This window comes from Lentzea sp. HUAS TT2 (assembly GCF_051853195.1).
Classification (GTDB): Bacteria; Actinomycetota; Actinomycetes; order Mycobacteriales; family Pseudonocardiaceae; genus Lentzea.
In genome coordinates, this window is record NZ_CP196667.1 from 8,156,137 (window position 1) to 8,171,635 (window position 15,499).

Consider the following 15,499-nt stretch of genomic DNA (forward strand, 5'->3'; position numbering starts at 1 on the left):
CGATGACCACCCAGGGGAACGCCGCGAACTCAGCGGCTGGTTCCGGGGCCGACGCCGCCCCTCCTCAGGCGCCGGCCCCGGAACGGGACACCGCCGAGCTGGAAGACCGCTGGCTGCGTGCCATGGCGGAACTGGAGAACGTGCGCAAGCGGCACGACCGGGAGCTCGACCGCACACGCACCGCCGAACGCGGGCGGGTGGCTTCGGCGTGGCTGCCGGTGCTCGACAACCTGGAACTCGCGCTCGGGCACGCCTCCGACGACGCGTTCGCCGAAGGCGTGCGGGCGACCCTCGACCAGGCCGTCGAGGCGCTCGCCCGGCTCGGCTACCCGCGTCACGACGCCACCGGCGTGCCGTTCGACCCGGCCGTGCACGAGGTCGTGACGGTGCAGGACGACCCGGACGCGCCTGCGAACACAGTCGTACGCGTGCTGCGGCCGGGTTACGGCGATCTTCGTCCCGCCGCGGTCGCGGTGTCGCGCCGGCGGGAGTGAGCCGGCGTGGCCACGGACTTCTACGACGTGCTCGGCGTGCCCCGCGGCGCGGGCGACGACGAGATCGGGCGGGCGTACCGCAAGCTCGCGCGGCAGTACCACCCGGACGTCAACCGCGACCCCGGTGCCGAGGACCGGTTCAAGGAGGTCAGCGAGGCCTACGAGGTCCTCTCGGACCCGGCGCAGCGCAAGCGGTACGACCGGTTCGGCGAGGACTTCCGCCGCGTCCCGGAGGACTACGGCGAACGCGCTCCTCGGGGACGCACGGTCTACACGAGCGGACCGGGTCACGGCGGGTTCGAGGACTTCGACTTCGAGGACCTGTTCAGCGGGGTCTTCCGCCGAAGCGGGCGCGGTGGTCCGGTTCCGGGCGCAGACCAGGAGGCCGAGCTGACGCTCTCGGTCGAGGACGCCTACCGCGGCGGCCAGCGCAGGCTCACGATCGGCGGCCGCGACCTGGACGTCACGATCCCGCCCGGTGTGGTGGACGGCCAGCGCATCCGGCTGTCCGGCCAGGGCGGGCAGGGTTCCGGCGGAGGCACGTCCGGGGACCTGTTCCTGGTGGTCCGGATCGCACCGCACCCCCGGTACCGGCTGGAAGGCCGTGACGTCGTCGTGGACCTGCCGGTCGCGCCGTGGGAGGCGGCCCTCGGCGCCACCGTGCCGATCACGACACCGGGCGGCGAGGCGAAGGTCCGCGTGGTGGCCGGCTCGTCGAGCGGACGACGGCTGCGGCTGCGCGGTGAGGGCATGCCGAATCCGCGCGGCAAAGCCGGTGACCTCTACGCGGTCGTGAAGGTCGTGGTCCCGAAAAAGCTCGGCAGGCGGGAACGGGAGCTCTTCGAGGAACTCGCCGCGGTCTCCGACTTCGATCCGAGAGGCTCGTGATGTACGTCCTGACGAAACCGGCGAGGCTGAGCGCCGACCGCGTGTCCGTCCACACAGGACTTCACCCTGACCTGGTGCGCCGGTTCGCCGCGCTCGGGCTGATCGAGTGCGCGGTGGACGACGGCGGACGGCTGTGGTTCCCACCGGACACCGCCGCCCGCATCGCACGGATCCAGCGGCTGCGCGGCGGGCTCTCGCTCAACTACAACGCGATCGGGCTCGTGCTGGACCTGCTCGACCGGATCCGAGTCCTCGAAGCCCAAGTGCACGGGAGTGAGACATCATGGAGGTGAACCGGCTGTGGACCCGAACCGGCTGACGCAGAAGTCGCAGGAGGCGCTGCAATCCGCCCAGGAGGTCGCCCAGCGGCTCGGGCACACCGAGACCGACGGCGAACACCTCCTGATGGCCCTGGTCGAACAGCCCGAGGGCCTGGTGGCGCGTCTGCTCACCCAGGCGGACGTGAACGTGGCGACGCTGACGGAGGACGTGCGGACCGCGCTCTCCCGACGCCCGAAGGTGACCGGACCGGGTGTCCAACCAGGACAGGTCAGCGTCACCCGCCGGCTGATGGGCGTTCTCGACGCCGCGGAACGGGAAGCCAAGCGGCTCAAGGACGAGTACGTCAGCGTCGAGCACCTGCTGCTCGCACTGGCCGAGGAGGGCGAGAGCACCAAAGCCGGCCAGATCCTGGCGCGGTACGGCATCACCCGGGACCGGTTCCTGGAGGGTCTGGCCCGAATCCGCGGCAACCAGCGCGTGCGCAGTGCCACGCCGGAGGGGACCTACGAGGCCCTGGAGAAGTACGGCCGCGACCTCGTGAGCGACGCCCGGACCGGCGACTTCGACCCGGTGATCGGCCGGGACGCGGAGATCCGCCGGGTGGTCCAGATCCTCTCCCGCAAGACGAAGAACAACCCGGTGCTGATCGGCGAGCCCGGCGTCGGCAAGACCGCGATCGTCGAAGGGCTCGCCCAGCGGATCGTGCGCGGCGACGTGCCGGAAGGCCTGCGGGACAAGACGGTCTTCTCCCTCGACATGGGCTCCCTGGTGGCCGGCGCCAAGTACCGCGGCGAGTTCGAGGAACGGCTCAAGGCCGTGCTCGCCGAGGTCAAGGCCGCCGACGGACGGATCCTGCTGTTCGTCGACGAGCTGCACACCGTCGTGGGCGCGGGCGCCGCCGAGGGGTCGATGGACGCCGGCAACATGCTCAAACCGATGCTCGCGCGCGGTGAGCTGCACATGATCGGCGCCACCACGCTCGACGAGTACCGCAAGCACATCGAGTCCGACGCCGCGCTGGAACGGCGGTTTCAGACCGTCGTCGTGGCCGAGCCGTCGCCGGAGGACGCGATCTCGATCCTGCGCGGCCTGCGGGAACGTCTCGAGGTCTTCCACGGCGTCAAGATCCAGGACGCCGCGCTCGTGTCCGCCGTGGTGCTGTCCCGGCGCTACATCACCGACAGGTTCCTGCCGGACAAGGCGATCGACCTGGTGGACGAGGCGTGCGCACGGCTGCGCACCGAGATCGACTCGATGCCGGCCGAACTGGACGAGACGTCGCGGCGCGTGACCCGGCTGGAGATCGAGGAAGCCGCGCTGGCCAAGGAAACCGACCAGGCCAGTGAGCAACGACTGGCCGCGCTGCGCAAGGAGCTCGCCGACCTGCGCGCCGAGCTCGACGCCATGACCGCGCAGTGGGAGGCGGAGCGGCAGGCCATCCGGCGCGTGCAGGACCTGCGCGGCGAACTGGAACGCGTGCGCCGCGAAGCCGAGGAGGCCGAACGCGCCTACGACCTGAACCGGGCCGCGGAACTGCGCTACGGCACGCTCACCGAACTGGCGACCCAGCTCGCGGCCGAGGAGGACCGGCTCGCCGGCAAACAGGGCTCGCACAGGCTGCTCAAGGAAGTGGTGACCGAGGACGAGATCGCCGAGATCGTCGCGGCGTGGACCGGCATCCCGGTGTCGAGGCTCCAGGAGGGCGAGCGGGAGAAGCTGCTGAAGCTGGACCAGATCCTGCACGAACGGGTGATCGGCCAGGAGGACGCGGTGCGGCTGGTCGCCGACGCGATCATCCGTGCGCGGGCGGGGGTGAAGGACCCGCGCAAGCCGATCGGGTCGTTCATCTTCCTGGGCCCCACCGGGGTCGGCAAGACCGAGCTGGCGAAGACGCTGGCGGCGGCGCTGTTCGACAGCGAGGACAACATGGTGCGCCTCGACATGAGCGAGTACCAGGAAAAGCACACGGTCTCGCGGCTCGTCGGCGCGCCTCCCGGATATGTCGGCTACGACGAGGGCGGCCAGCTCACGGAAGCGGTGCGGCGCAAGCCCTACTCGGTCGTGCTGCTCGACGAGATGGAGAAGGCGCACCCGGACGTGTTCAACACGTTCCTGCAGGTGCTCGACGACGGCCGGATCACCGACGCGCAGGGCCGCACGGTCGACTTCCGCAACACCGTCATCATCATGACGTCCAACATCGGCTCGGAGCACCTCCTGGACGGCGTCACCGCCGACGGGGAGATCAAACCGGACGCACGCGGGGCCGTGCTGGCGTCCTTGCGCGACCACTTCCGGCCCGAGTTCCTCAACCGCGTCGACGACATCGTCCTGTTCACGCCACTGCGGCTGGAACAGATCGAACGCATCGTGGACCTGCAGTTCGCCGAGCTGCGCGCCCGCCTCGCGGAACGCCGGATCGACGTCGAGCTCACCGAACCGGCCCGCGAGTTCATCGCCCTGCGCGGCTTCGACCCCGTCTACGGAGCACGGCCGCTGCGCCGCTACATCGCGCACGAGGTCGAGACGCGCGTCGCACGCGCACTGATCGCGGGTGACCTGGCGGAGAACACGACGATCCTGGTGGACGTGGTGGACGACGAGCTGTCCGTCGTCACGTCCGGTGAGAGCAGGGCGGTCGCATGAGGACGACGGACATCGCCTGCCCGAACTGCGGCAAGACCAACCGCATACCCGTTGTCGCGCAGGGCAAGCCGAAGTGCGGCAACTGCGGCCGACCGCTGCCGTGGATCGTCGACGCGCTCGACGACGACTTCGCCGAGGTGGCCGAGCAGGCGGAGGTTCCCGTGCTGGTCGACATGTGGGCGACGTGGTGCGGGCCGTGCAGGATGGTCAGCCCCGTGCTCGACCAGCTCGCACACGAACGGGCCGGCGACATCAAGCTCGTGCGGGTGGACGTCGACCGCGCACCCCGTCTGTCAGAACGGTTCGAAGTGCGTTCGATACCCACGCTGATGATCCTGCGCGCCGGTGAGGTGATCGCCCGGCAACCCGGCGCGGTGCCCGCGCCCCAGCTGCGCGCCTGGCTCGACAAGGCTCTCGTCCCGGAGGTGAAGACATGATCAGCCGTTACCTGCTGCGCCAGCTTCCCGTGCGCGTCACCACCGGTGCGTACGTGCTCAACTCGGGACTCGGCAAGTTGCACGCCGACCAGGAGACCGCGGAGTCCCTGCAGGGCTTCGCGGCGACCACGTACCCGGTGCTGGGCAAGCTCGACGCCCAGCGGTTCACGACGCTGCTCGCGGCCGGGGAGATCATGACCGGCGTGGCGCTGCTGGTGCCGCTGGTGCCCGCGGTCGTCGCCGGTGCCGCGCTCACCGGGTTCGCCGGCGGGTTGCTCGGGCTCTACCTGAAGACACCCGGGATGCGACAGAAAGGCAGCCTGCGACCGACCGAACAGGGCATCTCGCTGGCGAAGGACGTGTGGTTGCTGGGGGTCGGCCTGTCGCTGGTGCTCGACGACGTGACACGGGAGGACCGATGACCACGATCGTGGACGAACACCTCGCGCTCGTGCGCGAGGTCGTGCCGCAGACCCCGCAGGGTTGCCGTGAGTGCCTCATCTCGGGCACCCAGTGGGTTCACCTGCGACTGTGCCTCACGTGTGGACACGTCGGCTGCTGCGACTCCTCGCCGATGAAACACGCGCGCAGGCACGCTTTCGGCATCGGCCATCCGATCGTGCGTTCTTATGAACCCGGCGAGAACTGGCGGTGGTGTTATGTCCACCAGGCTTTCGTCTGAGCAGCGTTCGTCCGGGCCGCAGGAGACACCGGACGAGCACGGCGCCTTCCCCCGCCTCGACGGCGACCAGATCGACCAGATCGCGCTGCACGGCACAAGGCGCCCGACACGAGAAGGGGAAGTGCTGTACGCCGAGGGCGACCGCGACCACGACTTCTTCGTGATCGTCAGCGGTGTCGTGCAGGTGCTCGAGAACGGCGAGGTCGTGCGGGTGCACGGACCAGGCCGGTTCCTCGGCGAACTCGGTCTGCTGGAAGGGCAACCGTCGTTCGTGACGGCCGTCGTCGCACAGCCCGGCGAGGTGGTCCAGCTGACCGCGGCCGAGCTGACCGAGCTGGTGCGCAACGACCCCGTGCTGGGAGGCCTGGTCCTGCGCGCGTACCTGATGCGCCGGGCGGTGCTCATCGGCAGGGGCAGTGGCCTGCAGATCATCGGCTCGTGCTTCTCGCCGGACACCAAGCGGCTGCTGGAGTTCGCCGCGCGCAACCGGATCCCGCACCGGCTGGTCGACATCGACAACGACAGCGACGCCGAGGAACTGCTGCGCAGGTTCGGCGTGACCGTCCACCAGACCCCCGTGGTCGTGGTGCCCGGAGGCGGGACGCTGCGCAACCCCGGCAACCGGGAACTGGCCCAGGCGCTGGGTCTGCACGCGTCGTCCCCGCCAAGTGACCTCACCGACCTGCTCGTGGTCGGCGCGGGCCCCGGTGGCCTCGCGGCCGTCGTGTACGGCGCGGCGGACGGGCTCGGCGTGGTGGCCGTCGACTCGGTCGCCGCAGGCGGGCAGGCCGGGACGACGTCGCGGATCGAGAACTACCTGGGTTTCCCCACCGGCATCTCCGGCCCGGACCTCACCGAACGCGCCGTCCTGCAGGCCGGGAAGTTCGGCGTGCCCGTGAACGTGTCCGCGGAGGCGGTCTCGTTCTCCGCGCACGACGGTCACTACGTGGTGGGCTTCGACGACTCGTCCCAGGTCAGGACGCGATCGCTGGTGATCGCGACCGGCGCGCGCTACCGCAGGCTCGACCTGCCCCGGCTCGCCGACTTCGAGTCGACCGACGTGTACTACGCCGCCACGATCCACGAAGCACGCGCGTGCCGGGCGAACCCGGTCGCGATCGTGGGCGGGGGCAACTCGGCAGGCCAGGCGGCCGTGTTCCTCGCGGACCGGGTCCCCCAGGTCCACCTGGTGGTGCGCGGCGGCGACCTGAACAAGGACATGTCCCGTTACCTGGTCGACCGCGTGACGAGCCATCCCCGGATCGAGGTGCTGCTGCACCACGAGGTCGTGGAGCTGCTGGGCGGCGACAAGCTCGACGGCGTCGTCGTGGAGGACAACCGCAACCACGACCGGCGCGCCCTGCAGGTGCGGGCGCTGTTCGTGTTCATCGGCGCGAAGCCGTGCACGACCTGGCTCTCGTCGTTGATCGCGCTGGACGACGACGGTTTCGTCCTGACCGGTGAACACGTCGCCACCGATGACTCCTGGTGGCACAAAGGCAGAAGGCCGTTCCCGCTGGAGACGAACCGGCCGGGCGTGTTCGCGATCGGCGACGTGCGCAGCGGGTCGATCAAACGGGTCGGCTCCGCGGTCGGCGAGGGCGCGATGGTGGTCCGGCTCGTCCACGACCACCTCTCGTTCGGCGCAAGCAGATGAGGCAGACGGGCGCAACCAGCCGTTTGGCATGCTGTGACGCGTGGAGAGACTACTCAACCATCCGGTGAGCCGCGCGACCCGGATCGATGAGGCGGAGGACTCGGTCACCCGCGTGTTCCTGCCGCACCAGATCGCTCCCACGGGCGGGGAGAAGCCGCTCGACATGCGGCTGAACGCGGTCCGGCTCGGTTCCCTCACGGCCGGCTACCTCGCGTACGGCCAAGAGGTCGACATGCGCACGACGAACGCGTTCGCGTACCACTTCAACATGCCGGTGCAGGGCCGTGCTCGGTCGTCGTTCGGACGCGTGTCGGTGGACGCCGGACCCGCCGAGACGGTCGCATACCTGCCGGACGAACCGGCGTCGATCACGTGGAGCGCCGACTGCGCGCAGCTGTGCCTCATGGTGGAACGGGTGACGCTGGAACAACGGCTCGCGGCCATGCTCGGGCGTCCGGTGGGCCGGATCGGGTTCGCGCCCGCACCGCAGCAGGGCGTGCTGGACGTGCTCGCCCCGTTCCTGCGGGAGTTCGAGGGGCCGGCCCTGCTGCGCCGCCACCCCCTCGCGGCCGGCACGCTGGAGCAACTCGTGCTGGACGGCCTGCTGCTCACCCTGCGGCACGATCACCGTGCGGAGCTGGAGAGAGCACGCCACATCCCGCGCGGTCCGGTGCGCGAGGCCGTGGAACTGCTGGAGGAACGGCCGCACGAGGCGTGGACCACGACCAGTCTGGCCGCGGCGGTCGCGATCTCGGCGCGGGCGCTGCAGGCCGGGTTCAGACTCCACACCGGGGTGTCGCCGACGACGTACCTGCGCGACGTGCGGCTGGGTCGGGTGCACCGCGACCTCACAGCGGCGGCGCCGGGCCTGACCGTCACCGACGCCGCCGCTTCCTGGGGGTTAGTCCACCTGGGACGGTTCGCGGGAACGTACCGCCGCCGTTTCGGGGAGTCGCCGTCCGAGACGCTCAGAAGAAGCCGCAGACACCGGTGAACCCCAGCAGGCCGCTCCCGCCCGTGACGAACACGTCGACGTCGCGTGAGCTCGCCAGCCGGGTGACCCGTACGAGGGCGGCGACCCCACACGCGTCGATGTCGGGCACCGCGCGCAGATCGACCACCATCAGCACCAGGGGTCTGTCCAGTCCGATGAGGCCGGTCAGCACGGCGTCCTCGAACCGCCGGGCCGCGTGCCCGTCGAGGACGCCGCGCACCTCGGCGATCACCACGCCCGGCCCGCCCGCGCGAAATTCAAGATCCACATGCTCAGTCAACTGTCCTGACCAGTGCGGCACCATCCGCCTGGCGACTCGTGTTCGTCCGTTTTCGGAGCCCGGCCCCCCGCACGCCCGCCCGTTCGTACGCCTGCAGCATGTCGGTCGCGATCCGGTCCCACGAGTACCGCGCGCACGCCCGATCGCGACCCGCGGCACCGAGCTCCTGGCGGCGGACGCCATCGGCGAGCAGCCCGCACAACGCCTTCGCCAGAAGGCGCGGTCTCCCAGGCGGAACGTGCAAACCCGTCACCCCGTCGACCACCGAGTCCGCCAACGCGCCCACCGCGGTCGCCACGACGGGCACGCCACACGCCATCGCCTCGAGCGAGACGTGACCGACCGGTTCACACCGCGGCGCGCACACCACGACGTCCGCGGAACGCAGCAATGCGACCGTCCGCTCCCGTGACACGCCTCCGGAGAACACGACCCGGTCCGCCACCCCGGCGTCCGCGGCGAGCGCCCGCAACCGCCGCACTCCGGGGTCCCGCCCGATCCGCCGTTTCCCCGGTCCGCCGATGATCAGCAACTCGGCGTCCTCCACGTGGGACAGCACCGTGACCAGGTCCGCCAGACCGCTCTGCGACCCGACCGTCACGATGCGACTCCGCGTGCCGCGTTGTGCCGTTCGTCCCCACGGGGTGTACGTCTGCACGTCCACACCGGTCGGAACGACGGAGATCCGGCTCCGGCCGACACCCGTGCGATTGAGCGCGAGCACCTCGTTGGACGACATCGCGGCGACCCGCGTGACCTCGCGGCCGACGATTCGTTCCGCCAGCGACCTCCTGACCGAACCGCCGAGTCCGTAGTACGTCTGCACCACGGGAATCCCCTGGTGCTCGGCCAGCACGCTGGCCAGTCCCGATGTCCAGCCGTGCGCGTGCACGACGTCCGGCGGGGCGTCGCGCCACTCGCGTCCGAGAAGTTCGGCGAGCCGGCCGAGCTGGGAGATCATCTCGTTCTCGTCGATCGGCACCACAGGCCCGGCCGACAGGCGCACGACGTCGTAACCGAGTTCCGTGCGCTCGCGATCCGGCGAAAGTGCGCTCTCCAGGCGGGTGTAGGCCGTGACAGCGTGGCCGCGGCAGGCGAGTGCCGCCGACAGCCCCGCCACGTGCGCACGCTGTCCGGTACTGGGCTCTTCCGCCGACACCATCGCGATCCGCAACCGGTCGTGCTCCACGTGTGCCTCCTCGCGTCGAATCCAGGAGGCAAATCTTCGACGGACCGGTCGCGGCAGCGCTTGGGCAGACGAGGACGAACTCAGCGACCGTTTCCGGTCATGGGTGCAGCACGACCTTGGTGAAGCCGTCGACCCGCTTGTCGAACTTCTCGTACGCCATCGGCGCCTCGTCGAGTGAAAGTTCGTGCGACACCACGAAACTCGGCTTCGCCCGGCCCGCGACGATCAGGTCGCGCAACCGCGCGTTGTAGCGCTTCACGTCGCACTGGCCCGTGCCCATGCGCAGACCCTTTTCGAACATGCGCCCGATCGACACGAGCAGCATGCCCTGCTTCGACTGCTCGTCCGGCGCGCCGGGATCAGCGGGCACGTAGAGACCGGGCACGCCGAGCATGCCGGTCGCCCGCACCGTCTCGATCAACGAGTTCAGCACGACGGCCGGTTCCTCCTTGGTGCCGCTGTCCGAGTGCGCCTGGTACCCGACGGCGTCGACGCCCTTGTCCACACCGCCGAGATCGCCGCACTGCTCGACGATCTGCTGCGCGGCGTTGCCCCGGCTGAAGTCGATCGGCACGGCGCCGATCTCCTCGGCCTTGCGCAGCCGTTCCGGGACGCGGTCAACGACGAACACCTTCGCCGCACCGCGCAACAGCGCGGAGTAGGCGGCCATCAGGCCGACCGGCCCGGCGCCGAACACCGCGACCGTTTCGCCGAGAGTGACCTCGGCGAGTTCGCAGCCGTGGTAGCCGGTCGGGAAGATGTCGGCCAGCAACACGAAGTCGAGCTCGTGGTCGGTTCCCGGTGGCAGTTTCAGGCAGTTGAAGTCCGCGTACGGCACGCGGAGCTTCTCGGCCTGCCCGCCGGAGTACGGGCCCATGGACACGTATCCGTAGGCGCCGCCGGCGAACCCGGGGTTCACCGTGAGGCAGAACCCCGTGTAGCCACGCACGCAGTTCACGCAGAACCCGCATGCGACGTTGAACGGCATCACCACCCGATCGCCCTGCTTGATCGTCGTGACACCGTCACCGGCCTGCTCGACCACACCCATGTTCTCGTGCCCGAACACGATTCCGGGCTCGGCGGCGGTCCGCCCCTCGTACATGTGCAGGTCCGATCCGCAGATCGCGGTCGAGGTGATGCGGACGATCACGTCGTTGGGATGCTCGAGCTTCGGCTCCGGCACCTCCTCGACGGCTACCTCGTACGGCTTCTTGTACACGACAGCTTTCATGATCCCTGCCTTCTTGGGGTGCTCATCGGCGTGACACCCCGAAGACCGGGGTGCCGTCGGTGTCCGTGCGGGCGTCGAGAACCTTGTCGTCCAGGTAGTCCGCGGATTCCGGCGTGACGAAGACGCGTTCGCCCGAACGAGCCGTGACCACCTCGTCGCCCTCCTCCGGCCCGGCGGCGCGCGTGACGTGCAGGTCACCGTTGGCGAAGTCGAGCCGTAGTCCCGCCGACCGCCCCTCGCCCTCCATCAGGTCCCTGATCACAGCAGCGGCAACGGACGTCATCTCCAGCACAGCAACCTCCGAACGCTCATCGGCTGCCCAGGGCAACCGTCAACTGGGTCAGCTCATCGCCGCGTCGCACCGAGACGGGGATCCGTTCCCCGACACGGGAGGACCGCAGCACGGCCTGAACGTCCTGGACGCCGCCGACCTGCTGGTCCTTCATCTCCACGATCACGTCCCCTGCGCGCAGCCCACCGGCCTCGGCCGGCCCCGCGGGCTCGACCTCCAGCACCAGGGCACCGCGTTCGGTGGTGATCCCGAACCGCGAGCGGATCTCCGGCGTCAGGTCTCCCAGTGACGCCCCGAGGTACGGGTGTTCGACCTTGCCGGCGGACAACAACTTCTCCGCCACGTCCAGGGTCACGCCGGACGGAATCGCGAACCCCAGCGACACCGCGCCCTGCGAGGGCGGGATGTAGGACTCGTTGATCCCGATGACGCGTCCGGCCGAGTCGAGCAGCGCACCCCCGGAGTTGCCGGGCGAGATCGGCGCGTCGGTCTGGATGAGCTCGACCTGCGGACCGCCGGGCAACGTCCGGTGCAGACCGGACACGATTCCCGCCGTCACCGTGAACTCCAGCCCGAGCGGACTCCCGATCGCGAGCACCGTGTCCCCCGGCCTGGGCAACTCGGTGCTGAACTCGGCGACGGGCAGGTTCTTCCGTTCGGTGCGGATCACCGCGAGATCCGACAACGGATCCGTGGCGAGCACCTCGCCACCGGACTCCTGCCCGTCGGCGTACCGGATGCGCACCTGCCGGTTGGTCTTCACCACGTGCTCGTTGGTCACCACGACGTCGGACCGCAGCACGACGCCACTGCCCACACCGTCCTCGACCCGGACGGTCACCGCGGACGGCGCGGTGCGCGTGACCACGTCAGCGTAGGAACCGGCAACGGCACCGGTACCGGCAGGCGGCGGAGACCGGCTATCGGTGCACGCGACCAAACCCAGCAACAACAACAAAAACGCCATCACTCTTGGGAACATGCCGCCCGGCTACCCGTCGAAACCCGGCTCACACGGTCCCCGCCGAGACCTGACTCCGCAGGCCCAACGCAAGCGGGAAATTTCGACCTCGCAGGAGAAAGCGCGCTCCGCCGAACCCTTGCCAGCCTGCTGGTGGTGCCCAATCACGAGAGGCGGCAGCACGATGACGCTCGATCTCCACGCCGGAACGAGATGACCGGGGGCTGGTCTTTCGACGGCCACCCCGCCGCGCTCTCCGCCGGCACGGTCACCCTGGTCAACGGCACGTCGTTCTGCGTGTGCGGGCACGACGGCGACATCCACACCGATGGCGCCCAGGGCACGTTCTTCATGGACACCCGGATCGTGTCCGGCTGGCGGCTGAGGATCGACGGCGCACCGGCCGAGCCGATCACCGCGGTGCCGGCGGAACCGTTCCGCACGACGTTCCTCGGGCGAGCGCTCCTCGGCACTCGCGGCGAGAGCTCCCTGCTGGTGGAACGCACCCGGTACATCGGCGCGGGCATGCGCGAGGACGTCGTGCTGCGCAACTACGGACCACAGGACGTGTCGGTCACGCTGACCGTGCACGTGCACGCCGACTTCGCGGACCTGTTCGAGGTCAAGGAAGACCGCGTGCGTGCCGACCACCGCCGTCACGGCGCGGAGGCTCGCGACGACGGTCTCACGCTCAGCCGCGGCGGCCGGGGCGTGTGGGTGAGCGCTGATCACGCCGAGTACGACCTGGACCGGCTGACCTTCCACGCGGTGGTGCCCGCGAGGGGTGAGTGGTCGACCCGCGTCACCGCGCGGCCCTTGGTGGACGGCGAACTGACACCCGCGATGTTCCCGCTCGACCTGCCCGTCGAGCTGTCGGCACCCATGGCGCGAGCGCGTCAGTGGCACGAGACGGGGCCGGTGCTGCGGGTGTTCGGCGCACCGGCGCTGATGCGCACGCTCCAGCAGAGCAGGGAGGACCTGGGCGCGCTGCGCATCTTCGACCCGGAACGGCCGCAAGACACCGTGATCGCGGCCGGGGCACCGTGGTTCATGACCTTGTTCGGGCGCGACTCGATCCTGTCGTCCCTGATGGCGCTGACGATCGACCCGATGCTGGCGCTCGGCACCGCGCAGACGCTCGCGCGCCACCAGGGCACGACCGTGGAACCGAACAGCGAGGAGGAGCCCGGCAGGATCCTGCACGAGATCCGGTTCGGCGCGGACTCCTCCCTCGCGCTCGGTGGACGCAACGTCTACTACGGCACCGCGGATGCCACACCGTTGTTCGTGATGCTGCTCGGCGAACTGAGCCGGTGGGGCATCGGCGACGACCGGATGGCAGCGCTTCTGCCGCACGCCGACCGTGCGCTCGAATGGATCGACCACTACGGCGACCGCGACGGTGACGGGTTCGTCGAGTACCACCGCGCCACCGAACGGGGCCTGGTGAACCAGGGCTGGAAGGACTCGTGGGACGGCGTCAACTTCGCCGACGGCACGATCGCGCGCAGCCCGATCGCGTTGTGCGAGGTGCAGGGCTACGTGTACGCCGCGTTCCTCGCGCGGGCAGGCCTCGCACGGGTCGCCGGTGACGATCCGCAGTACTGGGAGGATCGGGCCAAGACTCTGAAGGAGAGGTTCAACGAGGCGTTCTGGCTGCCCGAACTCGGCCGTTACGCCGTCGCGCTGGACCATGCCAAGCGACCGGTCGACTCGGTCACGTCCAACATCGGGCACTGCCTGTGGACCGGCATCGTCGACGAGGACAAGGCCGGCCGGGTCGCGGAGTCGTTGATGTCGAAGGAGATGTTCACCGGCTGGGGTGTGCGCACCCTGTCGTCCGACATGGGCGCGTACAACCCGATGAGCTACCACAACGGATCGGTGTGGCCACACGACTCCACCATCGTCGCGGCGGGACTCATGCGGTACGGGTTCGTCGAGCACGCCCAACGACTCGCGAGCGCGCTGTACGACGCGGCGGAAGCGTTCGGCGGCCGGCTGCCCGAACTGCTGTGCGGGTTCGACCGCACCGAGTTCTCCCGGCCGGTCCCCTATCCGACGTCGTGCTCGCCGCAGGCATGGGCTTCGGCGGCGCCCGTGCACCTGCTGCGCGTGTTGCTGCGCCTGGAACCCGACGTGCCGGAAAGAACGGTGTGCCTCGCACCGGCGTTGCCGGAACACTTCCTGCCGATCGCGGTGGACAACGTGCCGCTGGCAGGCGCACGGGTGACGGTCGAGGTCGACTCCGAGGTCCGGGTTGCCGGTCTGCCAAGGGAAATAGTGCTCTCGAACGAGGTGCCGGATGGTTTCATCGCAAGCGCTGGGGAAACTCGTCCAGAATGGACGAACTGAAAGTCGCGATGGTGGCTCCCCCGTGGTACGAAGTCCCACCGAAGGCCTACGGTGGCATCGAATCCGTGTGCGCGGACCTCGCCGACCAACTGCCAAGACAGGCCGTGCACGTGACGTTGATCGGGGTCGGACGCAACGGCACCGACGCGAAGTTCATATCGCTTTGCGAAGTGCCACAAGAGAACCGCATCGGCCTGAGCATGCCGGAGGTCGGACACGCGGCCGCGCTGCCGGACGTGCTCGCCGGTCTCGACGTCGACCTGGTTCACGACCACTCGCTCGCCGGCCCTCTGCTGGCCCGCGGCCGCGCGTTGCCCACTGTGGTCACCGCACACGGTCCGGTGACCGGTGAGATGGGACAGTACTACCGGGCGCTGGGCCGCAGCGTGCACCTCGTAGCACTGTCCGAAGCCCAACGCGCACACGCACCGGACCTCAACTGGGTGGCCACTGTGCACAACGCCGTGCGCGTGGCCGAGTTCCCGTTCCGTCAGAACAAAGAGGACTTCGCGTTGTTCCTCGGCCGCTCCTCACCCGAGAAGGGCATCCCGGAGGCGATCGAGGCGGCCAGGGCGGCGGGTGTACGTCTGCTGATCGCGGCGAAGTGCCGTGAGCCGGACGAGATCCGCTACTTCGACGAAGTGGTGAAGCCGTTGCTGTTTCAAGGCGATGGCGTCGAATGGCTCGGCGAGGCCGGCCGCGAGCGCAAGCTCACGTTGCTAACCGCGGCCAAATGCCTGCTGTTCCCGATCCAGTGGGAAGAGCCGTTCGGCCTGGTGATGGCGGAAGCACTGGCGTGCGGGACGCCGGTGGTCGCGCTGCGCCGCGGTTCCGTGCCCGAAGTGGTGACACACGGCAAGACCGGCTGGGTGTGCGACGACCTGGAAGAACTGGCAAGTGCGTTGACCCGAGTCAGCTCGCTCAGCACCGCTCGGTGCAGGGCGGACGCCGAGGAACGCTTCGACGTCCCGCTGATGGCACGACGCTACAAGGCGGTGTACCGGTCGGTCCTCGAACGAGCCGCCGGAAACGAGGAACGAGCTCTCCACTTGGCCAGGGCCCCGCGACGTCCTGTCCCCGCAGGGTGAACCCGACGACCGGATCTCGT

At 69.6% G+C, this 15,499-nt stretch carries 16 protein-coding genes; 11 read left to right on the forward strand and 5 right to left on the reverse strand.

Going from position 1 to position 15,499, the window contains the following annotated elements; translation table 11 throughout:
- Positions 1-2 precede the first annotated feature (2 nt).
- Genes ACSHWB_RS38860 through ACSHWB_RS38900 form a run of 9 tightly spaced genes read left to right on the forward strand, consistent with a single transcriptional unit; the run spans position 3 to position 8,080 of the window.
- Positions 3-494 (forward strand): nucleotide exchange factor GrpE, encoded by a 492-nt coding sequence (locus ACSHWB_RS38860; protein ID WP_439658305.1) that lies wholly within the window; start codon positions 3-5, stop codon positions 492-494.
- 6 nt (positions 495-500) lie between these two features.
- Positions 501-1,382, forward strand: a complete 882-nt coding sequence (locus ACSHWB_RS38865; protein WP_439658306.1) for a DnaJ C-terminal domain-containing protein — start codon at positions 501-503, stop codon at positions 1,380-1,382.
- Positions 1,382-1,675: a chaperone modulator CbpM gene (locus tag ACSHWB_RS38870; protein ID WP_439658307.1), complete on the forward strand. Its 294-nt coding sequence runs from the start codon at positions 1,382-1,384 to the stop codon at positions 1,673-1,675. The genes ACSHWB_RS38865 and ACSHWB_RS38870 overlap by 1 nt, the downstream gene beginning before the upstream one ends.
- Positions 1,676-1,682: 7 nt before the next feature.
- Entirely contained in the window at positions 1,683-4,310 is a 2,628-nt protein-coding gene (clpB, locus tag ACSHWB_RS38875) for an ATP-dependent chaperone ClpB (RefSeq protein ID WP_439658308.1), read from the forward strand.
- On the forward strand, positions 4,307-4,747 hold the full coding sequence (gene trxA, locus ACSHWB_RS38880; RefSeq protein ID WP_439658309.1) for a thioredoxin: 441 nt from the start codon (positions 4,307-4,309) through the stop codon (positions 4,745-4,747). Before clpB ends, trxA begins: the two co-directional genes overlap by 4 nt.
- Entirely contained in the window at positions 4,744-5,169 is a 426-nt protein-coding gene (locus tag ACSHWB_RS38885; protein ID WP_401037761.1) for a hypothetical protein, read from the forward strand. The genes trxA and ACSHWB_RS38885 overlap by 4 nt, the downstream gene beginning before the upstream one ends.
- Entirely contained in the window at positions 5,166-5,429 is a 264-nt protein-coding gene (locus ACSHWB_RS38890; protein WP_439658310.1) for a UBP-type zinc finger domain-containing protein, read from the forward strand. Before ACSHWB_RS38885 ends, ACSHWB_RS38890 begins: the two co-directional genes overlap by 4 nt.
- Positions 5,407-7,086 carry an FAD-dependent oxidoreductase gene (locus tag ACSHWB_RS38895; RefSeq protein WP_439658311.1) on the forward strand — a complete coding sequence of 560 codons (1,680 nt, stop codon included), beginning with the start codon at positions 5,407-5,409 and terminating at the stop codon, positions 7,084-7,086. Before ACSHWB_RS38890 ends, ACSHWB_RS38895 begins: the two co-directional genes overlap by 23 nt.
- A 40-nt stretch (positions 7,087-7,126) precedes the next feature.
- Positions 7,127-8,080 (forward strand): AraC family transcriptional regulator, encoded by a 954-nt coding sequence (locus ACSHWB_RS38900; RefSeq protein WP_439658312.1) that lies wholly within the window; start codon positions 7,127-7,129, stop codon positions 8,078-8,080.
- Here the strand turns inward: ACSHWB_RS38900 and ACSHWB_RS38905 are convergent.
- The 5 genes from ACSHWB_RS38905 to ACSHWB_RS38925 form a co-directional block, all read right to left on the reverse strand.
- A complete protein-coding gene (locus ACSHWB_RS38905) occupies positions 8,055-8,348 on the reverse strand; it encodes an STAS domain-containing protein (protein ID WP_439658313.1) in 294 nt (97 codons plus the stop codon). The genes ACSHWB_RS38900 and ACSHWB_RS38905 overlap by 26 nt on opposite strands.
- Before the next feature lie 4 nt (positions 8,349-8,352).
- Positions 8,353-9,534, reverse strand: coding sequence for a glycosyltransferase (locus ACSHWB_RS38910; RefSeq protein WP_439664746.1), 1,182 nt, complete (start codon positions 9,532-9,534; stop codon positions 8,353-8,355).
- Between the two features lie 112 nt (positions 9,535-9,646).
- On the reverse strand, positions 9,647-10,783 hold the full coding sequence (locus tag ACSHWB_RS38915) for a glutathione-independent formaldehyde dehydrogenase (RefSeq protein WP_439658314.1): 1,137 nt from the start codon (positions 10,781-10,783) through the stop codon (positions 9,647-9,649).
- Between the two features lie 22 nt (positions 10,784-10,805).
- Positions 10,806-11,075 carry an iron-sulfur cluster biosynthesis protein gene (locus tag ACSHWB_RS38920; RefSeq protein WP_439658315.1) on the reverse strand — a complete coding sequence of 90 codons (270 nt, stop codon included), beginning with the start codon at positions 11,073-11,075 and terminating at the stop codon, positions 10,806-10,808.
- A gap of 16 nt (positions 11,076-11,091) precedes the next feature.
- A complete protein-coding gene (locus ACSHWB_RS38925; protein WP_439658316.1) occupies positions 11,092-11,943 on the reverse strand; it encodes a S1C family serine protease in 852 nt (283 codons plus the stop codon).
- A gap of 306 nt (positions 11,944-12,249) precedes the next feature.
- On the opposite strand from ACSHWB_RS38925, the gene ACSHWB_RS38930 reads away from it, so the two are divergent.
- Positions 12,250-14,391, forward strand: coding sequence for an amylo-alpha-1,6-glucosidase (locus ACSHWB_RS38930; RefSeq protein ID WP_439658317.1), 2,142 nt, complete (start codon positions 12,250-12,252; stop codon positions 14,389-14,391).
- Entirely contained in the window at positions 14,379-15,479 is a 1,101-nt protein-coding gene (locus tag ACSHWB_RS38935; RefSeq protein WP_439658318.1) for a glycosyltransferase family 4 protein, read from the forward strand. Before ACSHWB_RS38930 ends, ACSHWB_RS38935 begins: the two co-directional genes overlap by 13 nt.
- Positions 15,480-15,499 lie beyond the last annotated feature (20 nt).